This is a genomic window from Mycobacterium sp. GA-1199 (assembly GCF_001500045.1).
Lineage (GTDB): Bacteria > Actinomycetota > Actinomycetes > Mycobacteriales > Mycobacteriaceae > Mycobacterium.
The window spans coordinates 101,605-126,093 of sequence record NZ_LQIX01000003.1; the positions used below are offsets into that span (position 1 = coordinate 101,605).

The 24,489-nt window shown below is 68.0% G+C and carries 21 protein-coding genes and 1 pseudogene; 14 read left to right on the top strand and 8 right to left on the bottom strand.

The annotated features are described in order from the left end of the window. Nucleotides 1–25 precede the first annotated feature (25 nt). Nucleotides 26–1,184, bottom strand: a pseudogene (locus tag AU198_RS26870) (winged helix DNA-binding domain-containing protein). A 119-nt stretch (nucleotides 1,185–1,303) separates the two neighbouring features. On the opposite strand from AU198_RS26870, the gene AU198_RS04255 reads away from it, so the two are divergent. The 3 genes from AU198_RS04255 to AU198_RS04265 all read left to right on the top strand — a co-directional run bounded on the left by AU198_RS04255 (nucleotide 1,304) and on the right by AU198_RS04265 (nucleotide 4,649). Next, nucleotides 1,304–1,777 carry a lipoprotein LpqH gene (locus AU198_RS04255; protein ID WP_064346249.1) on the top strand — a complete coding sequence of 158 codons (474 nt, stop codon included), beginning with the start codon at nucleotides 1,304–1,306 and terminating at the stop codon, nucleotides 1,775–1,777. A gap of 62 nt (nucleotides 1,778–1,839) precedes the next feature. After that, nucleotides 1,840–3,459 (top strand): hypothetical protein, encoded by a 1,620-nt coding sequence (locus AU198_RS26085; RefSeq protein ID WP_064346298.1) that lies wholly within the window; start codon nucleotides 1,840–1,842, stop codon nucleotides 3,457–3,459. Next, nucleotides 3,441–4,649, top strand: a complete 1,209-nt coding sequence (locus AU198_RS04265; protein ID WP_064346250.1) for a CHAT domain-containing protein — start codon at nucleotides 3,441–3,443, stop codon at nucleotides 4,647–4,649. Before AU198_RS26085 ends, AU198_RS04265 begins: the two co-directional genes overlap by 19 nt. Here the strand turns inward: AU198_RS04265 and AU198_RS04270 are convergent, their stop codons facing one another. Then, complete coding sequence (locus tag AU198_RS04270; RefSeq protein ID WP_064346251.1) at nucleotides 4,650–5,105, bottom strand: hypothetical protein; 456 nt, start codon at nucleotides 5,103–5,105, stop codon at nucleotides 4,650–4,652. It lies immediately after the preceding gene. A gap of 84 nt (nucleotides 5,106–5,189) precedes the next feature. Between AU198_RS04270 and AU198_RS04275 the strand changes: the two genes are divergently transcribed. Together AU198_RS04275 and AU198_RS04280 are read left to right on the top strand one after the other, a co-directional pair. Next, complete coding sequence (locus AU198_RS04275; RefSeq protein ID WP_064346252.1) at nucleotides 5,190–6,494, top strand: hypothetical protein; 1,305 nt, start codon at nucleotides 5,190–5,192, stop codon at nucleotides 6,492–6,494. After that, the gene (locus tag AU198_RS04280; protein ID WP_064346253.1) at nucleotides 6,491–7,570 is read left to right on the top strand and encodes a hypothetical protein; all 1,080 of its coding nucleotides are present in this window, start codon (nucleotides 6,491–6,493) and stop codon (nucleotides 7,568–7,570) included. Before AU198_RS04275 ends, AU198_RS04280 begins: the two co-directional genes overlap by 4 nt. Here the strand turns inward: AU198_RS04280 and AU198_RS04285 are convergent. Then, on the bottom strand, nucleotides 7,564–7,878 hold the full coding sequence (locus AU198_RS04285) for a hypothetical protein (protein WP_231744563.1): 315 nt from the start codon (nucleotides 7,876–7,878) through the stop codon (nucleotides 7,564–7,566). The genes AU198_RS04280 and AU198_RS04285 overlap by 7 nt on opposite strands. A 116-nt stretch (nucleotides 7,879–7,994) precedes the next feature. Between AU198_RS04285 and AU198_RS04290 the strand changes: the two genes are divergently transcribed. Then, complete coding sequence (locus AU198_RS04290) at nucleotides 7,995–8,291, top strand: DUF732 domain-containing protein (protein ID WP_064346254.1); 297 nt, start codon at nucleotides 7,995–7,997, stop codon at nucleotides 8,289–8,291. Nucleotides 8,292–8,373: 82 nt separating this feature from the next. Here the strand turns inward: AU198_RS04290 and AU198_RS04295 are convergent, their stop codons facing one another. The 3 genes from AU198_RS04295 to AU198_RS04305 form a co-directional block, all read right to left on the bottom strand. Then, nucleotides 8,374–9,672, bottom strand: a complete 1,299-nt coding sequence (locus AU198_RS04295; protein WP_082690861.1) for an alpha/beta hydrolase — start codon at nucleotides 9,670–9,672, stop codon at nucleotides 8,374–8,376. A gap of 117 nt (nucleotides 9,673–9,789) precedes the next feature. Then, complete coding sequence (gene lysX, locus AU198_RS04300; RefSeq protein ID WP_064346255.1) at nucleotides 9,790–13,104, bottom strand: bifunctional lysylphosphatidylglycerol synthetase/lysine--tRNA ligase LysX; 3,315 nt, start codon at nucleotides 13,102–13,104, stop codon at nucleotides 9,790–9,792. A gap of 43 nt (nucleotides 13,105–13,147) precedes the next feature. Beyond that, nucleotides 13,148–13,591 (bottom strand): DUF1844 domain-containing protein, encoded by a 444-nt coding sequence (locus AU198_RS04305; protein ID WP_231744564.1) that lies wholly within the window; start codon nucleotides 13,589–13,591, stop codon nucleotides 13,148–13,150. Nucleotides 13,592–13,803: 212 nt separating this feature from the next. Here AU198_RS04305 and infC point away from each other — a divergent pair, with 212 nt between their 5' ends. From infC to AU198_RS04330, 5 genes are all read left to right on the top strand, one after another. After that, nucleotides 13,804–14,391, top strand: coding sequence for a translation initiation factor IF-3 (infC, locus tag AU198_RS04310; protein WP_082680943.1), 588 nt, complete (start codon nucleotides 13,804–13,806; stop codon nucleotides 14,389–14,391). A 20-nt stretch (nucleotides 14,392–14,411) separates the two neighbouring features. Beyond that, on the top strand, nucleotides 14,412–14,606 hold the full coding sequence (gene rpmI, locus AU198_RS04315; RefSeq protein WP_064346257.1) for a 50S ribosomal protein L35: 195 nt from the start codon (nucleotides 14,412–14,414) through the stop codon (nucleotides 14,604–14,606). A 37-nt stretch (nucleotides 14,607–14,643) separates the two neighbouring features. Further along, nucleotides 14,644–15,033: a 50S ribosomal protein L20 gene (rplT, locus tag AU198_RS04320; protein ID WP_064346258.1), complete on the top strand. Its 390-nt coding sequence runs from the start codon at nucleotides 14,644–14,646 to the stop codon at nucleotides 15,031–15,033. A 23-nt stretch (nucleotides 15,034–15,056) separates the two neighbouring features. Beyond that, on the top strand, nucleotides 15,057–15,812 hold the full coding sequence (locus AU198_RS04325; protein ID WP_064346259.1) for a TrmH family RNA methyltransferase: 756 nt from the start codon (nucleotides 15,057–15,059) through the stop codon (nucleotides 15,810–15,812). 73 nt (nucleotides 15,813–15,885) lie between these two features. Next, on the top strand, nucleotides 15,886–17,490 hold the full coding sequence (locus AU198_RS04330; protein WP_064346260.1) for a GMC family oxidoreductase: 1,605 nt from the start codon (nucleotides 15,886–15,888) through the stop codon (nucleotides 17,488–17,490). A gap of 4 nt (nucleotides 17,491–17,494) precedes the next feature. On the opposite strand, the gene AU198_RS04335 is transcribed toward AU198_RS04330, so the two are convergent. Next, nucleotides 17,495–18,733, bottom strand: a complete 1,239-nt coding sequence (locus AU198_RS04335) for an acyl-CoA dehydrogenase family protein (RefSeq protein WP_064346261.1) — start codon at nucleotides 18,731–18,733, stop codon at nucleotides 17,495–17,497. Nucleotides 18,734–18,738: 5 nt separating this feature from the next. Next, the gene (locus AU198_RS04340; protein WP_064346262.1) at nucleotides 18,739–19,752 is read right to left on the bottom strand and encodes an oxygenase MpaB family protein; all 1,014 of its coding nucleotides are present in this window, start codon (nucleotides 19,750–19,752) and stop codon (nucleotides 18,739–18,741) included. Nucleotides 19,753–19,971: 219 nt separating this feature from the next. Between AU198_RS04340 and AU198_RS04345 the strand changes: the two genes are divergently transcribed. The 3 genes from AU198_RS04345 to pheT all read left to right on the top strand — a co-directional run bounded on the left by AU198_RS04345 (nucleotide 19,972) and on the right by pheT (nucleotide 24,469). Continuing rightward, nucleotides 19,972–20,826, top strand: coding sequence for an adenylate/guanylate cyclase domain-containing protein (locus tag AU198_RS04345; RefSeq protein ID WP_231744565.1), 855 nt, complete (start codon nucleotides 19,972–19,974; stop codon nucleotides 20,824–20,826). A 77-nt stretch (nucleotides 20,827–20,903) separates the two neighbouring features. Further along, a complete protein-coding gene (gene pheS / locus AU198_RS04350) occupies nucleotides 20,904–21,947 on the top strand; it encodes a phenylalanine--tRNA ligase subunit alpha (RefSeq protein WP_064346264.1) in 1,044 nt (347 codons plus the stop codon). Next, the gene (gene pheT, locus AU198_RS04355) at nucleotides 21,947–24,469 is read left to right on the top strand and encodes a phenylalanine--tRNA ligase subunit beta (protein WP_064346265.1); all 2,523 of its coding nucleotides are present in this window, start codon (nucleotides 21,947–21,949) and stop codon (nucleotides 24,467–24,469) included. The genes pheS and pheT overlap by 1 nt, the downstream gene beginning before the upstream one ends. The last annotated feature ends 20 nt before the right edge of the window (nucleotides 24,470–24,489 follow it).

A 24,489-nucleotide genomic window follows, 5' to 3' on the forward strand; every position in this document is an offset into this window, starting at 1 on the left:
TCCGTCAAAAAACGCAGTCTCGGCGCTAGCCCTTGGACAGCGGCGACGGGAATCGCGGGCTGACCCGTACGCCGTCGAGCCAGTCGGTCAACTCGTCGGCACGTTTCTGTAAGCGGGCCTGCGCGGAACGGCCGACGTCCTCGAGCAGTCGCAACTCGACCCGGCCTTCGTCATCCTGGACCCACGCACCGACGATCCTGCCGTCGCACCATGCGGTGGGCCCGCCGTTGCCGTTCCGGTCGAACACCTGCGCCCGGTACGGCCCGAGATACCAGTCGCGGTCGAACCAGCCCATCGTCGTGACGTCCAGACCGGGCAGCAGGGCGCACCACGGTTCGGGTTCGGGTTCGACGTCGAGATCGTCGGGGAGAGCGAACCCCGGTATGCCGTCGAGATCGACCTCGACCGCGCCGACGTCCCGCAACGCCTCCCGCGCCCACGTCAGCGTGTTCCCGAACCACCACTTGACATCGGTCACGGTGGCCGGGCCGAACGCTGCGAGCCAGCGGCGCACAAGCTCCGTGCGGGCCGTCTGCGGGTCGGCCGCATCGGGCCGTGCCGATCCAGTCGCCGGTGGCAACCCAACGCGGTCGTGACGTCGTCCATTTTCCGTCGTTGGGGCCGCGCATGATGTCGCCGCGCACCGCCAGCACGGTCAAGATGCGCGGTGCCAAAGGGGTCTCGCCGCCCCACCGCTTACCCGGGGCCGGGTCCCAGGACCCCGCCAACTCGGGTAGCGCCTCGCGCAGGTCCTTCGCGCTCGTGGGCCCCCGTTCGGCCAGATGCATCAGGACCGCCGCGCGGGCCGCGTCGAGCCATGCGTCGCCATCGGTGCAGACACCGGCCTTCTGCGCACCAGCGACGAGTCGCCGACGCTCGGTGTCGGCAACCCGCTCGCTTGCCGCGGACTGGATCAGCGGCACGTCGGCGGTGCGCACGGTCCACAGCGTTCTGCGCATCGCGAGATGTTTGACCAGCGTGCGCCGCTCGTAGAGTTCGGCATCCAGATCGGCGACGTCGAATCCTTGCAGCCGCGCCCACATCGACAGGTACGGGGTCGCCGGATCGGTCGCATGCAGCCCGAGCACACCGTCGACCACAGCACCGATGGAGCCCGCCGGTGAACAGAGGAAGTGCCGACGGGCGAGCCGTGCCCGCCGCTCGTCGATCGTGAATCTGCGCATCGCCTGCGAACCGTACCGTCGGGCGCCGACAAAGTTTGGGATCGGTAGCGACCGGCGCGGTTTTGACTTACCGCCATGACGGGCGCCATCGGGGCGACGTCCCAAAGAAGGGAAGATCGATGAATCGCGTTGTTGTGGGTCTGATCGGACTGGTCGCCGGCGCCGCCGTGCTGGTGGGTTGTTCGGACGACAAGGGAAGCGCCCCCGCGGTCAGCGCGGCGGGCGTGAGCAGTGGCGGCAGCACCGAGGTGAAGGTCGACGGCAAGGACCTCGAGGGACTGGACCTCAACACCGTCACGTGCGTGAAGCAGGGTGGCCGGATCAACGTCGCCAGCGGCGCGATCGGCGGTCAGCAGGGTCTGGGCATCGTGATGAGCGATGAGGCGAACCCGAAGGTGGAGTCGTTGGGCATGGTGGTCGACGGAAACGCCCTCGCGGTCAGCAACACCATGGGCGCCAAGGTCGGTTCGGCCGAGGTGAAGGTCGACGGCGACACCTACACGATCACCGGCGAAGCAACGGGCACCGACATCTCGAACCCGATGGCAGGGTCGATCACCAAGCCGTTCACCGTCAAGGTCAACTGCAGTTGAGCGATCCACCTCCTGAAGCGGCGGGCGTGCCAGGCATGCCCGCCGCTTTCTATGATTCGACCGTGGCGATCCCCGCGGACCTCCAGCGTGCGCGTCACCTGGCGTTCGCCGCCAACGAAGAGGCGGCCAAGGATCTCCTGCTGTCTCTGGTGCCGCAGATCGAACAGGCCGGCCGAGACGACTGGATGCTCGAGGTGTACGCGCTGCTCGGCGAGATCTACCTGGTCCGCACGGCGTACAACGGCACCGAGGAATGCCTGAACCGGATGCGTGAGTGCCTGGCCGTCTATTCGGCGATCCTCGCGGGCAGCAAGCCCGAGGCCGCGGCACAGGTGACGATGACGACGGCCGAGATCGAGCTGATGGTGCGCCGGTACTCGCGGCGGGCACAGTTCCTGCAGACCGGGGTGGCCGCCGCACACGGGGACCACGAGACCGCCGAGGCCGCGCTGATCGCGCTGACCGACGACGAGCCGGTTGCCGGACTCGCCGCCGAACACCGGTTCCTGATCACGTACGCCGAGATCCTGTGCGCGGTCGCACTGTGCGACGACGACCTGCACGTGAAGTCGATCCCGTTGTGGGAGCGCGTGATCGACGTGATCGATCGCCCGGGCGACGGTAGTGAACACCACGATCACCTTCTCGTCCTGGGAGCCACCGGCTATGGCAGGTTCTGCGTCGAGACCGGCCGGCTCGTTGCGGCCGAGCCCTGGCTGCGGCGGGCGGGGGCGCGCGCGGAGGCGCGGGGGTGGAGGTTGGCGGTGGCGCGCACCCAACTCGAACGCGCGACGGCGGCGTGGTCGGCGGGGGACCGGCCGCAGGCGCAGACGTTGGTCCACGAGGCATATCCGGCCATCGCCGAACATCTTCGCGCACACGACGTCTCGCGGTGCTGGCTGTACTTCGGCCTGATCAGCATCTCTGTGAAAGCGCTCGACGATGCCGACGAACGGCTCGGCCACGCCGAACGGCACTGGCGGGAGATCGAGAAACCACTGCACATCCACCGGATCTTGTTGCAGCGCAGCTGGGTAGACATCTTCCGCGGAGACTTCGCCTCAGCTCTCGAGCGCGTCGAAGAGGCGCGCGAACTGCTCGACGCATGGCCACGGCACAGCTGGCTGCAGTACGCCCGCCTCGACGACCAGCTCGGTAACGTCTGGCGGGCCGATGCATTGACCGATTCCGTCCACGCGGCCGAAAAGCTGGAGAAGGCCGCCGAACTAAAAATTCCCGCCGCGATGGCCGTCGACTCGGTGCGGTACTCGATTCCCGACGCCGATGCCCGGATGCGCTGGGCGACCTACGTTTCCGCCCCGATCCTCGCCGGTGCCTTCGCCGTCGCATGGGAGTGGGGCAACACCGACCTCATCAGCGAGCTCATCGAATACCACAGCGCGCGGGGCACGTTCACCGCCGAACCCGCCTCCGCCGACGCCATGGACTGGGCGGGTACCGCCACAGCGGCCGTACCTGTGGAGTCCGCCGACGAGTACGCGCTCGTCGCCGCCGGACCGGCGGTCACTTCAGGTGCGGCGCTGACCCGGCTGGGACCGTTGCCGCCGCTGGTGATGAACCCTGCCACCGCACCGATCATCGGCCGCTACCGCGCGCTGGCAGCCGAGCGGTACGGACGCGACGTGACCGCGGACGAGCCCGCGTGGTGCACGTGGCCTTGACCGAAACCCTCGTCCTGCGCTTCGCCGACGTCGGGGTGGCGACGTACGCGGCCCTGCGGGTCGTCGGCGACCCGTCGCGAACCGTCACCTGGGTGGTCGAACAGCCGGATCTCGTTGCAGCCGAGCAGCGACTGGCCGAGGCCCTGCCCGACCCGGTCGGCACCGAGAACCGTCGCGACGCGCTCGACCGCGCGATCACCAGGGGAGCATTCGCCTCGCCCCCCACCGAACTCGACCTCGCCCGCGCGCTGGGCACCCGGCTGATCGCGCCGGCCGGCTGGCAGCTGCTCGTCGAGCATGTGGCGTCACCACGCGCGACACTGTTCGTCTCGCCGAGCGCACGGTTGGCCAGGACGCCCTGGGGCCTGCTGGCATCGCCGGACGACGACGGCACCCGGCTGATGGAACTGGCCGAGGTCATGATGGCCGTGCCTCCCAACATCGTCAATTCGCCGCGGGCTCCGGTGGATTGGAACGACAGCGGCGACAAACCCGTTCTGTTGGTGCTGGACCCGCGCGTTCCCGGTCAACGCCCGGAGGCGGCGTTGGGCTCCGTGCTCGGCAGACCGTCGCCCGATACCGTCCTGGCACGGCATTTCGCCGATCTGGCCGCCCGTCGCGCCGTGCTGCCGGACGTGACGGGCGCAGTCGAGCTGTTCCGGCGCACCGACGCCGACCGGGGTTGGCTCGCCGGTCAACTCGCTCGGCACCCCGGCCGCATGGTGTACGTCGGACACGCCACGGCCGCCGATGGCGACGCCGGGCACGCGGACCGCGCCGCACTGCACCTCGCCGAAGAACGGCCGCTCACCGCGGGTGAGCTCATGACGGCGAGATTGCCTTTCCCTCCGCGGGTTGCGCTGCTGGCGTGCGCATCCGGCGGGGACTATCAGTTCGATGAGGCCAGCGGGCTGGTGGCGGCGATGATCCTGGGTGGCGCCCAACTGGTCACCGCCACGTTGTGGTCGTTACCGACGACCGCGGGCTATCGGCAGTTCGCCGCATCCGATGCCGACCCGATGAGCGAGGTGATCGTCGCCGTCGACTGCGCCCATGAGGCCGATGAGGCCGGCCGCGCGGTCAACCGCTGGCAGCGGCAACGGATGCGCGACTGGCGCGGCGGCGATCTGACCGCCAGCCCGCTGTACTGGGCGGCGCTGGCCAGCTTCGCCGTCGACGGCGCGCGCTGATCACACCGGCGCCACACAGATCGCCACGGCGGTCTCGTCACCGGGGCGGTAGTAGGTGTCGATGACGCTGCCGGGGGAGACCTTCACGAGCGCGGACGCCGGCACCAACGCCGTCTCCCGGGCGGGAAACTGCCCCCCTCCAGGCCTTTTGACCATCACATCCAGTTCGACCTCCCGGCAGTCCTCGAGCGCCTGCCCGGTGGGCCGCATCGCGGTGACGACCGCCCGCGATCGAGTGCCGTTGCGGATCAACTCGAGTCGGTCGCAGGTGAGCAGGCCTTTGCGCACCATCGTCCGGTCGAACTCCGCGCGCGCGGCCAGGATGTCCTCCGCCGTGGCCAGACGCTCGTCGGCCTCGCCGGACTCCACACGCGAGAGCTTCCAAGCCGGTAGTAACGAAGCGGCCGTCGTGCCGATGTAGACGATGCAGACGAACGCGAACAGCGCAGTGAACATGACCTAAGGGTCGGACGGGCGTGCCGCTACCGAACCCAACTTTCCTGCTGCCCACAATCGCCGACGTACTTCTATCCTGTCCTGATGAGCACCGAGACGGCCGTCGCCGTCGCCCATCCGCGCCGGGCGGTCATCGACCGGGCCTGGCGTGCCATCGGGCCCGGCGTCGAGGTGCTCAGCGGTGAAGACGGCGGACCGCTGCGGCGAACGGTGAAGCGGGTCATCGATCCGCTGGTGCTGCGACTGCGCTCGAACACTCATTTCTCGGCGCCCTTCGTCGCTCCCGACGTGGCCGATGCGATGTACGACGCGATCGTCGGCCACGCTGCGCAACTGCGGGACACCGCGGCCTGGTTCGACGTCCTCAAACGGGAGCGGCGCCGCTTACGCATCACCTCGGGCAATGCCCAGGAGCTTTACTTCCCGGTGTGTTTCGAGTTAGCCGTGACGAAAGGCGCTCCCTCACAACATGGTTCGGGCGCCGAGGAGGTGCTGCGCGACATCCACGGTGAACGTGACCGCACGGCGATCGAGGCACTGAACCGATTCGTATCCGACGAGAAGGTCATCACCGAACTGGAGAAGCAACTGAGCAGCAGCTGGCGAGACGTGCGCGCGGGCAACGCGATCACCGGTCCGTTCATGGCCGGGCTGACCACGGTGCTCGGCTCCGCCGACAGCCACTCGGCCACCGCCGCGCGGCAGCGTGTGTGGCAGGCGTTGATCGCCGACGCCGCGCCGTACAACCTCGGAGCCAAGGCCCGCAGCCGGCGGGCCGAGTTGCCGTGGTCCATCGTGAACCTCGGTCTCAGTTCTGTTGAGCCACAACAGCGGCCGAGCGTCATCGGCAGCACGGACAACGACCGGCCCCTCAACCGCAGCGTGATCGACAGGGTGCGCGCAACGCTGCGAAGGGCCATGGACCGCGACGAGCTTCCCGACGTGCCGACGTTGTGCGCCGAAGAGGTCGACCGGGCGTGCGCGCCGTGGGGTCTGATCGGAGAGGACAAGCAGGCCACGCTGGTCGCAGGAATCGAGGTCGCGGTGCATCTCGCGCCGTTGGCCGATCGCCCCGATTCTCGCTACGAGTTGGCCCGGCAGATCCAAGCGCGGCTGCGCAAGGAGGCCTACGTGCTGCACGCGCGCCGCTACCTGGTCTCCGGCCAGCCGATCCATCCGCGCCAGCAGCAGGTGATCGACGACCTGGCCGCATTCGCGCGCCCCTACCTGAGCCGGTTGTGGGCCCGGCTGCACGGCCGCGATGTATGGCAGGAACCGTGTGACGACGTCGATGACGTCCGAGCGGTGCTGGAAGGGGTGGCCCGCTCGGTCAGCCTGGACCACCGCCAGCGGATCAAGACCATGTTGGAGCTGCAGGTGGCGGGATGAGGCTCACGGCAGATTCGGGTCTATGGACGACGGGACCGCTGGTGACCCCGGCTCCGCTGGTGGCCGTGCTGGAAGTCAGCGGTGCGGTGCTGTCATGGACGGTCGACGATTCGACGGACGCCCAGATCGCGTTCACCGATCCGGCGCGAGCCGACTGGTTGTGGCGGGTGGTCGGTGAGACCGGCCACCACGCCGTAATCTGCGCGCTGGGTGACCGCGTCGCTGTCGACAGCGTGGAGGTGACCGGTGTGACCCTGCTGCCCGATGCGCTTGCTCCGTTGCGTCGACTCGCGCTCGGCCACTGGCTACGGCGCTGGTGGCCGGCGAGCCAGCGGGATGCGATCGCGACCCTGGACGGTGCACTTTTGGACGCTGAGGTCGCGCTGCTGACCGCCGCGGCGCAGGACTACTTCGGTGACGAAACCTTCGACTCGGAGATCACCCATCTGCTTGCCCCCCATGCGGCGGCGCTGGATGCCGCTGTGCACGAAGGTGATCCGCGGGTCGCTGCGCTTGTCGAGCTGTGCCGCGACGTGGCCGACGACGTCGGGGTGGCACTCGATGCGGGCCCGGTGAGTGGCCGGCGCGCCGACTACGCGCTTGCGGCAGCGGCGGATTCGCGCGCCCGCAGTTCAGCGGCCATCGCGGGCGGGACGGCCTCGCTCAACTGGGCGGCCGTACCACCGGGGGTCTTCGACGCTGCCGAGGACACCGTCACGTGGTCAATCGAAGCGACCGGCGACGGTGTGAGCGCGGTGGTGGACGTGGAGTTGACAGGGCAGGGCACACCCCACGGCATCACCGTGCGGTTGGAGTCGGGAACCGTCGGCGGGACGGGCGTACTCGGAGCGGACGGACGTGCATCGTTTCCCGTTGTCGACAACGGCAGCGCACCGATCTCCGAAGCCGTTGCCTGGAACCATGACTGGCGCGGCGCCAGGGTGGTGGTGGGCGCCGACGTCGACGAGTCGGCCCAAACCCGCGACCGGGTGCGCGCCTTCGCGCGGTCGCGGATGGATCAACCCGGTCCGGATGCGTTCCTGGCCGAGATCCTTGCCGCCGAATCGGATTACTGAGACTCGTCGGACTGTTTGCGCATCTGCTCGCGGATCTGTTCCAGGCGCTCGGCGGCCGCCCGCTGCCGCTCGTCGTACTGCTCGGCGACGCTTCGACCTTCGGGGGTTTCGGCCGCGAGTTCGGATGCGCCGATCGCGGTGCCGTAGCGGGTCTCGATCTTCTCGCGCACGGCGTCGAAGGTCGGCACACCACCGGGGGTGTAGCCGCTGTCGACCGGCTCGACCGGAGTGGTGGACTCAGTTTTCGGCTCCACGACTTCCGCGTCGACGGCGGGTTCCTGATCCTCCGGAGTGGTGTCGCCCGGCATGCCGTTCACGGTACCCGCCCGCCCCTCACGACGGTTATGGCAATTTTGACGAAAGCCGCGCGTTGCTTGTACGACACGCGTAGCGTCTTGCCGTCATCACGGCGAAGGGAGCCACCATGCGCGGCGGCATCATTTTCTCAGCGGTTGTCGGCGTCGCCATGGCGCTCGGCACCGCCGCACCGGCCTTGGCCGACGAGACCGACGACATCTTCGTCTCGGTGCTCGAGGGAGAAGGATTCCCGTTCTCGACCCCCAAGGATGCAATCAGCCTTGCCCACGCGGTCTGTGATTACGTGGCCGCCGGGCAGAAGCCCGAACAGGTTGCGGTCGAGATCAGCGAACCGGCCAACTGGACCCTGGAGCAGAGTGGGTTCTTCGTCGGCGCCGCGACCCAGTCGTACTGTCCGTCCTGAGCCGGACCGATTGCGCTGTTTCGCACGATCTCGACGAAGTCGGTGAGTGCGGGTGGCGACGATGTCGGCTCGTCATGCGTCGTCAGTGCGGTTTGCCCAACGGTGACGGCGGTGTTGCGACACTGCGGACGGCGGAAGGCAACTGTGTGGGCGCGACGCCGGGCGTGCCGAGTCGGGCCGCGAGCCACGGCAGCGCCATCGCAAAGGCATGTGCGGCATACGGCCAGTCGTGATTGCCCGGTTGGACTACGACGGAACAGTTGACGCCGTTGGCGGCGGCCAGGCCGCACAGCACATTGGCCGCATCCCGCTGCGGACCCGCGTCCACGGTATTGACGTCGAACCGCCCCGTGACGCCCGAATAGCGGCCGTGCCGCTTGATCACCGTCATCGGGTCGAACGCCGCATACGCCGCGGCATTGCCGCCGAACAGGCGCTCGATCGTCTGCTCCTTGGTGCCGGAATTGGGGCTCAGGTCGCCGGCGATGTCATCGAAGGCGCCGAACATGTCGGGATGCATCACCGCCAGGTCGACGGCACAGGTGCCGCCCATCGACCATCCGACGACACCCCAGTTCGCTTGCCGGGCACTCATTTTGAACGTCGACACCATGAACGGCACGACGTCCTTGGTGAGATGGTCAGCGGCGTTGCCCCGCTTGCCGTTCACGCATTCGGTGTCGTTGCGGAACGTACCGGCCGCGTCGACGAACACCAGCACCGGGGCATAACCGCCGTGCGCGGCGGCGAAGTCGTCGGCCGTGGCGACCGCATTGCCGGCGCGCACCCAGTCCGCCGCGGTGTTGAACTCGCCGCCGATCATCATCACCGTCGGAAGCGGCGGCGGGGGATCGGTCGCGTACCACGCGGGCGGCAGGTAGACGAGTTCACCGCGATGCTTGAAACCGGACGCCTTGTCACCGATGTTGACCGGCACCACCGTGCCCCTGACCGGGACCTGGTGCCGCTGCTGCATCGCCAGCACGGTCGACGCGTCGGTCTGATCGGGGAGCGGTCCCGAGGTCAGCTGATTCCACGCGGCCCCCACGGTCGGGACATAACCCACCCAGAGGTTGACCGCCAGCGCGACGGACAGCAGGCACAGCGGCAGGGTCATCAGAGACACACCGCGACGCCACCATCGCGCGCCGCGCCACCCCGCAACCAGCACGGCGCCCGCCACACCGGTCAGTGCCACCCACACCCACAGCGATCGGGGAGCCGGGTTGCCTGAAAACCCTTCGGATGCAACGTATGCGTACGTCGCCGCCGCGAGCGCGATACCACATACCGCGGCCCACGGCACCGACACCAACCGCCACCGACGGGTTCGCCATCCGACCGCAGCGAGCAGGAGAACCGCCGCGACGATCTGCACCATTGCGGGAATCCAGCCATGAATCAACGACAGGTGCCCACGCAGCGAAGGAGCCAGTGTCACCAGTGTCACGGCCTACAGGGTGACGTGTGATCCTTGTGGCGCGCTGTGCAGCAGCTGTCAACGAGGTTTGGCCAACGGGAACGGCAGCGTCTCACGGATGCTGCGCCCCGTGATCAGCATGACGACGCGGTCCACGCCCATACCCAATCCGCCCGTGGGCGGCATCGCGTATTCCATCGCCTGCAGGAAGTCCTCGTCGAGCTCCATCGCCTCCGGATCGCCGCCCGCGGCCAGCAGGGACTGCTCCTGCAACCGGCGGCGCTGTTCGACCGGATCGGTGAGTTCGCTGTAGGCGGTGCCGAGTTCGACGCCCCACGCCACCAGGTCCCACCGCTCTGCGACGCCCGGGATGCTGCGGTGCGGACGGGTCAGCGGCGAGACCGACGTCGGGAAGTCCTTGTAGAACGTGGGCGACTCGGTGCGGTCCTCGACCAGCCGCTCATAGAGTTCCAGCACCACCGCACCTGCGTCCCAGTGCGTGAGGTACGGAATGGCCGCGGCGTCACACAGTTTGCGCAACCGCGGCAGTTCGGTGTCGGGGCCGATCTGCTCACCCAGTGCCTCGGACACCGCATCGTGCACAGTCTTGACCGCCCACCGACCGGAGATGTCGACCGGCTCGAGCCCACCCTCTTCCTGGGGCCGGTAGAACACCGGCGCACCATTCGCGGCGACGGCGGCGTTCTGGATCAGCTCCCGGCAACCGTCGATCCAGACGTTGTAATCCGCGTGCGCCTGATAGGCCTCCAACAACGTGAATTCGGGGTTGTGGCTAAAGTCGACGCCCTCGTTGCGAAACGCCCTGCCCAGCTCGAAAACCCGCTCGACACCACCCACGCAGAGCCGCTTGAGGTAGAGCTCGGGAGCGATGCGGAGGTACAGGTCCAGGTCGTAGGCGTTGATGTGGGTGAGGAACGGCCGGGCGTTGGCGCCACCGTGGATCTGTTGCAGTATGGGCGTCTCGACCTCGAGGAACCCCTTGGCCACCAAAGTTTCCCGAATCGCGTGCAGCACGCCGCTGCGCGCGCGGATGAGATCGCGAGCCTCGGTGTTGATCGCCAGGTCGACGTAGCGGGCACGCACGCGCGCTTCCTGGTCGGTCAACCCCTTCCACTTGTCGGGTAGCGGGCGCAGGCACTTGCCGATCATCCGCCAGTCACGCACCAGAAGGGAACGGGTGCCCTTCTTGCTGAACCCCATCGTGCCCGACACCTCGATGAGGTCACCGAGATCGATGGCATGCGTGAAGTCCGCCGTCGTCGCCGATTCGAGCAACGAGTTGTCCAACAGCAACTGAACTTCGCCGGACCAGTCGCGCAGCTGGGCGAACAACACGCCGCCGTAGTCGCGGCTGCGCAGCACCCGGCCCGCCACCGTCACCGGAACGTCGTCGTCTGCGTCGATCGCCTCGGCGATGGTGTGCGACGGTGGCGTACCGACGGGGTAGGCATCGGTCCCGTTGTCCTGCAACGCCTTCAGCTTCGCCATGCGCACCCGCACCTGTTCCGGCAGCCGCGGCTCGTCGGCATCGGGCAGGTCGGCCGCCAACCCGCTGAGATCGGGGGCCGTACCGTCGGGGTGCAGCAGTCCGGTCGCCATCAGGTTCTGCGGCACCGCGGTGTGGTGACCGGTGTGCGGCTGTTCGTGACGCCGCGAAAAGGGCAGCACCAGAAACCCTTCGGCGATCACCGAGGCCACCCCGACCCGGGGCACCAGTCGGGCGTCGTCGTAGCAGGCGTAGCGCGGCACCCATTCCGGTTGGTATTTCATGTTCGAGCGGTACAGCGTCTCGAGCTGCCACCACCGGGAGAAGAACACGAGCAGGCTGCGCCACAGCCGCGCGACCGGGCCGGCCCCGAGCTGGGCGCCCTGTTCGAACGCCGAGCGGAACATGGCGAAGTTCAACGAGATCCGCGTGATGCCAATGTCTTCGGCCTGCATGCACAGTTCGCTGACCATCAATTCGATGGTGCCGTTGGGGGAGTGGGGTGCACGGCGCATCAGGTCCAGCGAGACGCCGTTGGTGCCCCACGGAACCAACGACAGCATGGCGACGATTTCATCGCTCCCACCCGCGTTCTGGACCGCCTCGACCAGAAGGCAGTCGCCGTCGGCAGGGTCGCCGAGCCGGCCCAGCGCCATCGAGAAGCCGCGCTCGTCGTCGGTGTCGCGCCAGGCGTCGGCGCGAGCGATGACGTCGGCCATCTCGTCGGCGCCCAAATCGCGGTGCCTGCGGATGCGCACACTCACGCCCGCACGCCGCGCCCGCGTCACGGCCTGCCGGACCGCCCGCATGTCCGGTCCGGACAGCCGGAAGTTGTCGGGATAGAGAATGGCCTCGTCGCCGAGTTGCAAGGCGTTGAGCCCGGCCTCGCGGAACGCCTCGGCGCCGGCCGAACTCGCTCCCATCACCCCGGGGGCCCAGCCATAGGTCTGACACAGCGCGAGCCACGCCTCGATCGCCGCCGGCCACGCCTTTGGATCACCGACCGGGTCCCCGCTCGCCAGGCACACACCGACTTCCACGCGGTAGGTGATCGCGGCGCGCCCATTGGGCGCGAACACCACCGCCTTGTCGCGGCGCGTGGCGAAATAACCGAGGGAATCGTTCTTGCCGAACAACTCCAACAGACCCCGCAGTGCGGATTCGTCCTCGCCGGTCAGCGCGTTCTCGGCGCGCTGGGACTGGAACAGCACGATCGCCGCGGCCATCAGGGCCAGTGCGCCGAAAAGCCCGAGCACCGCGTTGATCAGGACATGCGGATGACCGGTGAAATTCGAGGAGTCCGCGCCCGCGAACGCGCTGACCCGGTTCAGCGCGTACCAGAACCGGTCATCTCGGGCCAGGGTGCCGGGGAAGAGTTCGAGCAGACCCCAGCCGATCAGGGTGCCGATCGCCATCCCCGCGACCAGCACGAGCGCCGCCTTCAGCAGGGCGCCGCGGCGCACCTTCGCCCAGAACTCGCCGCGAGCCAGCAGCAGGAACAGGATCGCGGCGACATGGAAGACCAGTCCGATGACCTCACCGATCTCCTCCGCCACCGACTCGTCGCCGGACACCAGGTCCGCGACGTTGAAGACGATCGCGCCCACCATGTAGCCGACGAGGATCCACCAGGCGATCCGTTTGCGTGCCGCCAGCGCCGCGGCCAGCAGCGCCAGCACGAACGCCCACGCGAAGCTGGTGTCGGGGAAGTTGAAGATGTAGTCGTTGACGAACTCGCGCGGAACCCGGATGACCGACCGCACGAACGGCGAGACGCTCGCCATCAACGAGAGCGTCGCGATGATGCCGACCGTCCAGCCCGCTGCCGCGGGCACCCACCAGTACCTCGACCTGCGGCGGGTGACGGGCAGGCTCGCGACGGTCATAGGCCGCGACATTATTCGGTCAGGGCGCCAAATGGGCGGCGACTCACGACCAGACGGGTCCGGTGTATTTCTCGCCGGGGCCTTGCCCTGGTTCGTCCGGGGATGCGCTGGCCTCGCGGAAGGCCAACTGCAGCGTCTTCAAACCGTCACGCACCGGCCCGGCATGGGGTCCGAGATACTCGGCGGACGCGGTGACCAACCCGGCCAGCGCGGTGATCAGCCTGCGCGCCTCGTCGAGATCGCGGTGCGGGCTCTCGTCGGGATTGTCGGCCGACAGCCCGAGCTTCTCAGCCGCGGCGCTCATCAACATCACGGCCGAGCGGGTGATCACCTCGACGGCGGGAATCTCGGCGAGTTCACGAACGGCTGAGCCGTTCAGATCACTTGAGCCGGCTGAGCCGTTCAGATCACTTGAGCCGGCCGTGCCGTTCAGATCACCTGAGCCGGCCGTGCCGTCGAAGTCAGCTGAGTTCGGGTCATCGGTCATGCCTGCTAGACTGGCATGCGCGACCGTCCCGGCAAACGCCAGGGACAGCAAGTGGAGTCCCCCTCCCACCGCTGGCCATACCGGCTCAGCGGTCCGGTCACAGGCGTCAACGCCTGTCCTGGTCGGCTGTGGGCCCTGCTTTGAGCAGGGCTTTTCTGTTCGTTGAGCAGAGCTGACGGAGTGGGCTCCTAGAGGACAACATAGGAGGCCCCATCAGCACTGAGACCCGCGTCAACGAGCGTATCCGCGTACCTGAAGTCCGCCTGATCGGACCGGGCGGTGAACAGGTAGGCATAGTGCGCATCGAAGATGCCCTCCGCGTCGCCGCGGATGCCGATCTCGATCTCGTCGAAGTAGCACCGGATGCCAAACCCCCGGTCTGCAAGATCATGGACTACGGAAAGTTCAAATACGAGACGGCTCAGAAGGCGCGCGAGTCTCGCAAGAACCAGCAGCAGACCGTCGTCAAGGAACAGAAGCTCCGTCCCAAGATCGACCCGCACGACTACGAGACCAAAAAGGGTCACGTGATCCGCTTCCTCGAGGCGGGGTCGAAGGTCAAGGTGACGATCATGTTCCGCGGCCGCGAACAGTCGCGGCCCGAGTTGGGCTTCCGTCTCCTGCAGCGGCTGGGCGCCGACGTCGCCGACTACGGCTTTGTCGAGACGTCCGCCAAGCAGGACGGCCGCAACATGACGATGGTGCTGGCCCCGCACCGCGGCGCGAAGACTCGCGCCAAGGCGGCGCAACAGGCCGAAGGCTCCGCAGAGCCGGCCCCAGCACCCGACCGAAACAGTTAGAACGACAGAGCAGAGGACCCATGCCCAAGGCGAAAACCCACAGCGGCGCATCGAAGCGGTTCCGTCGCACCGGAACCGGCAAGATCGTGCGCCAGAAGGCCAACCGCCGGCACTTGCTCGAGCACAAGCCCAGCAAGCGCACCCGGCGACTCGACGGCCGCACCGTTGTGTCGGCCGCCGACAACGCCCGCATCAAGAAGATGCTCAACGGCTGACCGACGAACACGTACGACCTGAACGAAGGACACTCCCATGGCACGCGTCAAGCGCGCAGTCAACGCCCAGAAGAAGCGGCGGACAATCCTCAAGGCCTCCAAGGGCTACCGGGGCCAGCGGTCGCGGCTGTACCGCAAGGCCAAAGAGCAGCAGCTGCATTCGCTCAACTACGCCTATCGTGACCGGCGCGCCCGCAAGGGCGAGTTCCGCAAGCTGTGGATCTCGCGCATCAACGCCGCCGCCCGCGCCAACGACATCACCTACAACCGGCTGATCCAGGGGCTCAAGGCCGCCGGGGTCGAGGTCGACCGCAAGAACCTCGCCGAGATCGCCGTCAGCGATCCGGCCGCGTTCACCGCGCTGGTGGAGGTCGCCAAGGGCGCACTGCCCGAGGACGTGAACGCGCCGTCGGGCGAGGCTGCCTGACGCTCACCGAACGCTCCGCCCGGGTGGTCGCAGCGGTCAAGCTGCACCGCCACGTCGGGCGACGCCGCGCCGCGCGCTTCCTCGCCGAGGGACCCAACCTCGTCGAGGCGGCGTTGCGGCGCGGACTTGTATCCGAGGTCTTCGCCACTGAGGACGCTGCGCACCGATTCGGTGCGATGCTGGCCCATGTCCCGGTGCATCTGGTGACCGAACGCGCCGCAAAAGCGTTGTCCGAGACGGTGACTCCGGTCGGCCTGATCGCCGTCTGTGCGACACCGGAGACATCGCTTGACGAGGTGCTGGCGGCCTCGCCGCGTCTGGTCGCGGTCGCGGTCGAGATGTCCGAACCGGGCAACGCGGGCACGCTGATCCGGATCGCCGACGCGATGGGGACGGACGCCGTGGTGTTCGCCGGGCACAGCGTCGACCCCTACAACGGCAAATGCCTGCGCGCCTCCGCGGGCAGCATCTTCTCGATTCCCGTCGTCGTCGAGAACGACGCCGCCTCGGCGGTCTCCGAGCTCACCGGCGCCGGCTTGCAGGTGTTGGCGACAACGGTCGACGGCGAGATGTCGTTGAACAGTGCCGCCCTGGAGGCCGCGCTGGCCGAACCGACGGCGTGGCTGTTCGGGCCGGAGGCGCACGGTCTGCCGGCGCAACTGGCGGCGTCGGCCACGCATCGCGTTCACATCCCGATGCCGGGCAACGCCGAGAGCCTCAATGTGGCCGCGGCCGCGGCGATCTGCCTGTATCAGAGCGCACGGGCACAACACCCGTAACGTCGAAGCGCGTTGTGGCACTTCAACGCCCAATTCGGCCCACAACATTAGCCCGGCGAAGTATTGTGCGGCGATGCGTCGCTTCGACTACATCATCGCGGGCGCCGGCTCGGCCGGTTGTGTGCTGGCGAATCGGTTGTCCGCCGACCGCGCAACGACGGTGCTGCTCGTCGAGGCCGGCGGTCTCGACCGGCATCCGATGCTCCACGTGCCGAAGGGCTCGGGCATGTTGTTCGAGAACGAGAAATACGTTTGGCGTTACGCCACGACGCCGTTCGGACCGCGACAGCGTTCCGAGTTCTGGACGCGCGGAAGAGTGATCGGCGGTTCGAGCTCGATCAACGGCATGGTGTACAACCGCGGGAACCGGGCCGACTACGACACGCTCGAGCGGCTCGGCAACAAGGGGTGGGGCTGGGACGAGATCCTGCCCGTCTTCAAGGCCATGGAGGACAACGCCTTCGGCGCCTCACCAACCCGGGGAGCGGGCGGGCCGCTGCACATCTCGGTGGCAGCCGAGCAGGACATCGCGAGCCACGAGATGGTTCAGGCGGGCGCCAACGCCGGGCTGCGTCCACTCGACGACATCAACGAAAGCGACGAACCCCGGATCGGCTTCACACCCGCCACCATCCGCAGGGGCCGCCGGGTGAGCGCGGCCGACGCCTTCCTCCGGCCGGCGATGCGACGCCCCAACCTCACCGTCCTCACCGGGGCCGAGGTGTGCCGCATCGACATCGAGAACGATCGCGCCACGGGCATCACCGTCCGAACGCCCAACGGCGCGCGGTCCGAATTCCGGGCCGACCGCGAGACGATCCTCGCACTCGGCAGCATGGGCAGCCCGAAACTGCTGCAACTGTCGGGTATTGGACCGCGCGAGGTACTCGACCGCGCCGGGGTACCCGTGCTGCTCGAACGCGAGAACGTGGGCAGGCGGATGCGCGAACACCGCTGCTTCGCTTTGAAGTACCGCCTCAACGCCGAGCTCGGATACAACCGGCAGCTGTCAAGCAGGGCCGGGCAGGCCAGAAGCGCCGCGCGCTACCTGACCAGGCGCCGCGGCTCGCTGGCGACGCCGACCTTCGATGTGCTGGCGTTCATGAAGACCACGCCCGACATGCCGCGCGTGGACGGGCAGCTTCTATTGGGCCCCTTCACCATTCCGGCCTACAACGACGGTGAGCCGGTGGCGCTCGAGCGTGAGCCCGGGGTGTCCTGCCTGGGCTTCACCCTGCGGCCCACCTCCGAGGGCAGCGTGGCGATCACCGCCGCGGATCCGTCGGCGCCGCTGGTGCTCGACCCGGGTTATCTCACCAGCGACCACGACCGCAGCACCACCGCGAACCTGCTGCGCCGGGCCCGGGAGTTGTTCGAGCAGTCACCGATCGCCGAGCACATCGACCACGAGACGTTCCCCGGGCCGCAGGCGCGAAGCGACGACGAGCTCGTCGACGCCTCGCTCGACGGCGGCTACTGCGGGTATCACGCCATCGGCAGCTGCGCCATGGGTCCCAGAGACGACGACATCGTCGACGGTCGTCTGCGGGTGCGGGGTGTCGAAAATCTGCGGATTGTCGACTGCTCAGCGATACCGATCATGTTGGCGGGCAACCTGAACGGACCGGTGATGGCCATGGCCGCCCGCGCCGCGCAGTTCATCGTCGAAGACCGCTGAACCGTCAGGCGCTGAGCAGACCCCGCGCCACGTGCGTGATCTGCACCTCGTTGCTGCCGGCGTAGATCATCAAGGACTTGGCGTCGCGCGCCAGTTGTTCGACGCGGTACTCGGTCATGTAGCCGTTGCCGCCGAAAAGCTGCACGGCGTCCATAGCGACGTCGGTGGCGGCCTGCGAGCAATACCACTTGATCGCCGATGCCTCCGGCAGCGAGATCGGCACACCTTCCTGAGCCGCCTCGATCACGCGAAACAGGATGTTGCGCACGTTCATCCGCGCCACCTCCATGTTCGCGAGCTTGAGCTGGATCAGCTGGAACTGCCCGATCTCCTGGCCCCACAGCGTGCGGCTCTTGGCGTAGTCGACGCACAGCCGCAGGCACTCCTCGATCACACCCAGCGACATCGCGGCAACACCGATGCGTTCGGCGCTGAAGCTCGACCGTGCGCTCGCGCGGCCGTCACCGGCGGAATTGTCTTCGGTCTCACCGAGCAGTCGGTCTCGGCCCAATCGCACATTGTTGAAGAACAACTCGCCGGTGCGCGAGCTGTGAATACCCATCTTGCGGAACGGCTTCGACTGGACGAAACCCTCCATGCCGCGGTCGAGCACGAAGGTCAGCACCTTGCGGTCGCGCTTGTCGACGCCGGGGTCCCCTTCGTCGAGCTTTGCGTACACCACGACGACGTCGGCGTCCGGGCCATTGGTGATGAAGGTCTTCTGCCCGTTGAGGATGTAGTCGTCTCCATCACGCACGACGTAGGACTTCATGCCGCCGAACGCATCGGAGCCCGAGTCGGGCTCGGTGATCGCCCACGCGCCTACCTTGTCGTAGGTGACCAGATCGGGCAGCCAGCGCTCCTGCTGGGCCAGCGTGCCGCGGCTCATGATCGTCGGCACCGTCAGTCCGAGGCTGACCCCCATGCCGGTGACGACGCCCATCGACACCCGGCACAGCTCACTGATCACGACGAACCCCATCCCGCCGGACCCCTCACCGAACATGCCGCCACCGGAGGACTTCTCCGACGAGCCGCCGCCATCGCGCAGCCGGGCAAGGCGCTTGTTCAGCGACTCGCGCGCCATGTCGGCGATGCCGAACGTCGCGAACAGCTTGCGGACGATGGGGTAGGGCTCCATCTCGCCGCTTTCCAGCGCGTCGATGTGCGGGCGGATTTCCTTGTCGACGAACTCACGGACGGCATCGCGCACGGCGAGATCGACATCAGACCATTCGAGCATGCCCTCTAGGCTGCCTTACTGCGTCCGCGCGCCGGACGCAGCCCCGCCAAAGAGAACGTGGTGTGCACCAGCGACCCGGCCCGGTCGAGCAGCGACTTGCGCGGCGGGACGTAGTGCATCGGCAGCCCGCGCCGGTCGCTCGGCGGGGCCATGAACGCAGGCGCCTCGACCAGTGGAGCGTCCGCGGGAAGACGGCCCTGGGCACGCCGATATGCGGTCAAAGCCCTTGGATGCAAACGGATTTCGTCGGGCACCGCCACGAATGCGAACTCCACCAGCTTGCCGAACAGGCGCAGCAGCACCTCGTCTCCCGGCGTCCAGCGCATGTTGGCCTTCTCGCGAAGGGCGTCGTCGAACAGGCCCGCCGCGATCCAGCGCTGCGCGCCGACCATCGGCTTGAAGAGCTGATCCCACAGCCCGGTGGGCATCAACACGAACCACGGTTTGGGAATCCGGATCGAGAAGATGTCGAGCGTCGCGCGGTTGATCTCGAGCTCTTCGCGGCACTTGCGGTCCCAGTACTCGCAGAACTCCTCCCAGCTCTGCGGCACCGGTCGCATGCTCATGCCGTACATCCGGTACCACTGCACGTGCTCGTCGAACAGCTGGCGTTTCTCGGCCTCGGTCAACCCGCCGCAGAAGTACTCGGCCGTCTTGATGATCAGCATGAAGAACGTGGCGTGTGCCCAGTAGAACGTCTCGGGGTTCAGTGCGTGGTAGCGCCGGCCCTCGGCGTCCACCCCCTTGATCGTGGTGTGGTAGCTCTTGATCTGCTCACCGGTCTGCGAGGCGCGTTCGCCGTCGTAGACCACACCCATGATCGGGTACACCGAGCGGGCGACGCGCTGCAGCGGTTCACGCAGCAGGATGGAATGGTCCTCGACACCCGCCCCCAGTTCCGGATACATGTTCTGGACGGCGCCGATCCACACACCCAGCAGGCCCGTGCGCAGGTCGCCGAAGTACTTCCACGTCAACGAGTCGGGTCCCAGGGGGTCGGCGGTGCTGCTCACGGTCATCTGATTCCTCGCTGAATCGGCGTCAAACTCAACGATAATGTTGACAACCGGTGTTGTCTACGATTTGCGGGGCGCGTCGTCCTGCAACGTTACTCAGCGGCTACTGACCCGCCACACACCCGTGACCAGCCACTTCGGCGACCCCGATTTCGTCTTTCGTATTACCGCTTCGCATGACGAGATTGCTCGGCGCCAAGCGGCCCGCATAGGCTGGCGCACGTGGATGTCGAGCCGTTCGAGCGGTCGACCGGGCCCCTGGGCTGGCTGAAGAACACCAATCGCAACGAGAGCATCATCGCGTTTCTGCGACGTACGCGGCGCGCGTTGCCCGGTGATCCAGAGTTCGGGGATCCGTTGTCGACCGACGGGGTGGGCGGGCCGCGCGCGGCCGCCCGCGCCGCTGATCGGCTGCTGCAGCGGGATGCCGCGACACGCGAGGTGAGCCTCGGTGCCCTGCAGGTGTGGCAGGCCCTCACCGAGCGCGTGTCCGGCAAACCGGCCAACCGCGAGGCGACGCTGGTCTTCACCGATCTCGTCGGCTTTTCGGCGTGGTCGCTCGATGCGGGCGATGAGGCCACGTTGCGGTTGCTGCGTCAGGTGTCGCAGGTCGTCGAGCCCCCGCTGCTGGAGGCGGGTGGACACATCGTCAAGCGCATGGGCGACGGCCTGATGGCGGTTTTCCGCGACCCGGCGACCGCGGTGCGGGCCGCGATCGCCGCCCGCGAGGGAGTGAAAGGCATTGACGTCGACGGGTTTACCCCGCGGATGCGGGTCGGTGTGCACACCGGCCATCCTCAGCGCATCGGATCGGACTGGTTGGGCGTCGACGTCAACATCGCGGCTCGCGTCATGACTCGCGCGACCCGCGGAGAGCTGGTGGTGTCGCAAACCACACTGGATCGCATCCCTGCCGAGGAGTTCGCTTCGCTCGGTGTCGAGGCCAAACGCCTTCGTCGGCAGCTCTTCGCGTCGAAACAGGATGGAGTCCCGGCCGATTTGGTCATGTTTCGGCTGAAAACTCTGCGACACCTGCAGGGTGCCGGAGACGACGAGGAGCAGTCGGCGGCGGAGTAGTCGCCGGCTTGCACGGTATGCGCCGAGCCCTCGATGGGCGTTCGAGGGCCCATCGGCTCATCGCCTATGATCGCCGGGTGGCTGATCGGCCCGCAGACCTGTCCGAAGAAGCGCTGACCGAGGCTGTCAGCGCTGCTCGGCGTGCGTTCGATGCGGCCACCGATCTTGATGCGCTCGCGCGTGCCAAGACCGAGCACCTCGGCGACCGGTCTGCGATCGCGTTGGCGCGCCAGTCGCTTGGGTCGCTGGCCAAGGCCGACCGCGCCGATGCGGGTAAGCGGGTCAACGTCGCCCGTGCACAGGCGCAGAGCGCGTACGACGAGCGGTTGGCAGTGCTGCGGGCAGAGCGGGATGCCGCGGTGCTGGTGGCCGAGCGCATCGATGTGACGCTGCCGTCTTCCCGGCAACCGATCGGCGCCCGGCACCCGATCACGATCCTGGGCGAGCGCATCGCCGACACGTTCATCGCGATGGGCTGGGAACTCGCCGAGGGCCCCGAGGTGGAAACCGAGCAGTTCAACTTCGATGCGCTGAACTTCGCTCCCGACCATCCGGCGCGCAGCGAGCAGGACACCTTCCACATCGCCCCCGAAGGCTCGCGGCAGGTGCTGCGCACCCACACCTCGCCGGTGCAGATCCGCACACTGCTGGAGCGCGAGCCCCCGGTCTACATCGTCTCGATCGGGCGCACGTTTCGCACCGACGAACTCGACGCCACCCACACTCCGGTCTTCCACCAGGTCGAGGGCCTCGCGGTGGACAAGGGACTGACGATGGCGCACCTGCGCGGCACGCTGGACGCGTTCGCCCGCTCTGAGTTCGGACCGCAGGCCCGCACCCGCTTTCGTCCCCACTTCTTTCCGTTCACCGAGCCGTCGGCCGAGGTCGACATCTGGTTCGAGAACAAGAAGGGCGGAGCCGGCTGGGTGGAGTGGGGCGGCTGCGGCATGGTCAATCCGAATGTCCTGCGCGCCTGCGGAATCGATCCCGACGCCTACTCCGGCTTTGCCTTCGGTATGGGCCTGGAACGAACTCTGCAGTTCCGCAACGGAATTCCGGACATGCGCGACATGGTCGAAGGTGACGTGCGGTTCTCCCTGCCGTTCGGGGTAGGGGCCTGATGCGGCTGCCGTACAGCTGGCTCCGCGACGTCGTGCGGGCCGGCGCGCCTGGTTGGGACGTGAGCCCCGCCGACCTCGAAGAGACGCTGATCCGCATCGGTCACGAGGTCGAGGAGGTCATCCCGGTCGGCCCCGTCACGGGCCCTCTGACGGTGGGGCGGGTGGCCGCCATCGAGGAGCTGACCGAGTTCAAGAAGCCCATCCGCACCGTCAAGGTGGACGTCGGCGAGACCGAGCCGCGTGACATCGTCTGCGGTGCAACCAATTTCGTCGTCGGTGACCTGGTCGTGGTGGCACTGCCCGGTACGGTACTGCCCGGTGATTTCACGATCGCCAGCCGCAAGACCTACGGCCGGATCTCCGACGGCATGATCTGCTCGACGGCCGAGATCAACCTGGGCACCGACCATTCGGGAATCCTGGTGCTGCCGCCCGGCACCGCCGAACCGGGCACCGCCGCCGCCGATGTCCTCGGCCTCGACGACGTCGTCTTTCACCTGGCCATCACGCCGGACCGCGGTTACTGCCTGTCGGTGCGCGGCATGGCCCGCGAGGTCGCCACCGCCTACGACCTCGAGTACGTCGACCCCGCCGACGTCGTGCCGTCCCCCGCAAGCGGGAGGTGCCCCCAGCCCGCCGAGGGCGAGGCGCTGCCCGTGTCGATCGACCCGGGGACCGGCGTCCAGCGCTTCGGGCTGCGCCCGGTGACCGGCATCGATCCCGGTGCCGTCTCCCCGTGGTGGCTGCAGCGACGGCTTCTGTTGTCCGGTATCCGGGCCATTTCGCCCGCGGTAGACGTGACCAACTACGTGATGCTCGAACTCGGCCATCCGATGCACGCCCACGACCGCAGCCTGATCACCGGCGGTTTCCGCGTGCGATTCGCCGAACCGGGGGAGACCGTGGTCACCCTCGACGACGTCGAACGCCGCCTTGACCCCGCCGATGTGCTGATCGTCGACGACGTCGCGACCGCCGCAATCGGCGGCGTGATGGGTGCGGGCACCACCGAGGTGCGCGACACCACCACCGACGTACTGCTCGAGGCCGCCGTGTGGGATCCGGCCGCGGTGTCGCGCACCCAGCGACGGCTGCGCCTGTACAGCGAGGCCGGCCGGCGCTACGAACGCAGCGTCGATCCGGCGATCTCGGTCGCCGCGCTGGACCGGTGCGCCACGTTGCTCGCCGAGATCACTCACGGCACGGTCGAACCCACGCTGACCGACTGGCGCGGCGAGCCACCCCGCGACGACTGGTCGCAACCGCCGGTCACCATGGCGGGCGATCTGCCCGACCGCACCGCCGGTGTCACCTACGCCCCGGGGACCGCAGAACGGCGGCTCACCCAGATCGGTGCACGGGTCGTCGCCACCGAGGGCACGCTCACCGTCACCCCGCCGAGTTGGCGTCCCGACCTGGGCCAGCCCGCCGACCTCGTCGAGGAGGTGCTGCGCCTCGAGGATCTGGAGACTATTCCCTCGGTGTTGCCGCTGGCCCCGGCCGGCCGCGGCCTGACCCCGGTGCAGCGGCGGCGGCGCGCGATCGGTAAGTCGTTGGGGCTCAACGGGTATGTGGAGATCCTGCCCACGCCCTTCTTGCCCGCGGGTGTGTTCGACCAGTGGGGCCTGCCCGCCGACGACACCCGCCGGACCACGACCACCGTGCTCAACCCATTGGATTCCGACCGCCCGCAGCTGGCCACCACGTTGCTGCCCGGCCTACTGGAGGCGTTGAGCCGCAACGTGTCCCGCGGAGCCGTAGACGTCGGGTTGTTTGCGATCCAGCAGGTCGTCCAGCCGACGCCGGACACGCGTTCCCTCGAACGGATACCGACCGACCGGCGGCCCAGCGACGACGAGATCGCCGCGCTGAACGCATCGCTGCCGCGACAGCCCCAACACGTCGCCGTGGTGGTGGCCGGGTTGCGCGAGCCCGCCGGGCCGTGGGGGCCGGGTCGCGCGGTGCACCCCGGCGACGTGTTCGAGGCGGTCCAGGTGATCGCTCGCGCCGCCGGTGTCGAGCTGAGCCTGCGTTCCGCGGCGCACCTGCCGTGGCATCCGGGCCGCTGCGCCGAAGTGGTGCTCGGCGACCGCGAGAGCGGTACCGTCGTCGGCCATGCCGGTGAACTGCACCCGGCGGTCGTCGAGCGTTCGGGTCTGCCCAAGCGCACCTGTGCCCTCGAACTGGATCTCGACGCCATACCCATCGTCGAGCGACTACCGGCTCCGAGGGTGTCGCCATTTCCCGCGGTGTTCCAGGACATCAGCCTCGTCGTCGACGAGGACGTCGCCGCGGCCGCCGTGGTCGATGCGGTCAGGGCCGGCGCGGGGCCGCTGCTCGAAGACGTGCGGTTGTTCGACGTCTACACGGGCCCGCAGATCGGCGAGGGCCGCAAATCGCTGGCGTTCGCGCTGCGGTTCCGCGCCGCCGATCGCACCCTCACCGAGGACGAGGCCAGCGCCGCGCGCGAAGCGGCCGTGCAGGCCGCGGCGGAACGGGTCGGCGCCGAGCAACGCCGCTGATAGTAATGAATTTGCATAGG

Bases quoted from the DNA above. Each gene is read 5' to 3' on its own strand.
- AU198_RS04285 (WP_231744563.1), bottom strand. From the start codon at position 7,878: ATGCCGGGCGACACCACTCCGGAGGATCAGGAACCCGCCGTCGACGCG.
- AU198_RS04290 (WP_064346254.1), top strand. From the start codon at position 7,995: ATGCGCGGCGGCATCATTTTCTCAGCGGTTGTCGGCGTCGCCATGGCG.
- rpmI (WP_064346257.1), top strand. From the start codon at position 14,412: ATGCCCAAGGCGAAAACCCACAGCGGCGCATCGAAGCGGTTCCGTCGC.
- AU198_RS04270 (WP_064346251.1), bottom strand. From the start codon at position 5,105: ATGTTCACTGCGCTGTTCGCGTTCGTCTGCATCGTCTACATCGGCACG.
- AU198_RS04295 (WP_082690861.1), bottom strand. From the start codon at position 9,672: ATGGTGCAGATCGTCGCGGCGGTTCTCCTGCTCGCTGCGGTCGGATGG.
- AU198_RS04280 (WP_064346253.1), top strand. From the start codon at position 6,491: ATGAGGCTCACGGCAGATTCGGGTCTATGGACGACGGGACCGCTGGTG.
- AU198_RS04305 (WP_231744564.1), bottom strand. From the start codon at position 13,591: ATGACCGATGACCCGAACTCAGCTGACTTCGACGGCACGGCCGGCTCA.
- AU198_RS04340 (WP_064346262.1), bottom strand. From the start codon at position 19,752: ATGACCGTGAGCAGCACCGCCGACCCCCTGGGACCCGACTCGTTGACG.
- rplT (WP_064346258.1), top strand. From the start codon at position 14,644: ATGGCACGCGTCAAGCGCGCAGTCAACGCCCAGAAGAAGCGGCGGACA.
- pheT (WP_064346265.1), top strand. From the start codon at position 21,947: ATGCGGCTGCCGTACAGCTGGCTCCGCGACGTCGTGCGGGCCGGCGCG.
- AU198_RS04330 (WP_064346260.1), top strand. From the start codon at position 15,886: ATGCGTCGCTTCGACTACATCATCGCGGGCGCCGGCTCGGCCGGTTGT.
- lysX (WP_064346255.1), bottom strand. From the start codon at position 13,104: ATGACCGTCGCGAGCCTGCCCGTCACCCGCCGCAGGTCGAGGTACTGG.
- AU198_RS04275 (WP_064346252.1), top strand. From the start codon at position 5,190: ATGAGCACCGAGACGGCCGTCGCCGTCGCCCATCCGCGCCGGGCGGTC.
- AU198_RS04335 (WP_064346261.1), bottom strand. From the start codon at position 18,733: ATGCTCGAATGGTCTGATGTCGATCTCGCCGTGCGCGATGCCGTCCGT.
- AU198_RS04255 (WP_064346249.1), top strand. From the start codon at position 1,304: ATGAATCGCGTTGTTGTGGGTCTGATCGGACTGGTCGCCGGCGCCGCC.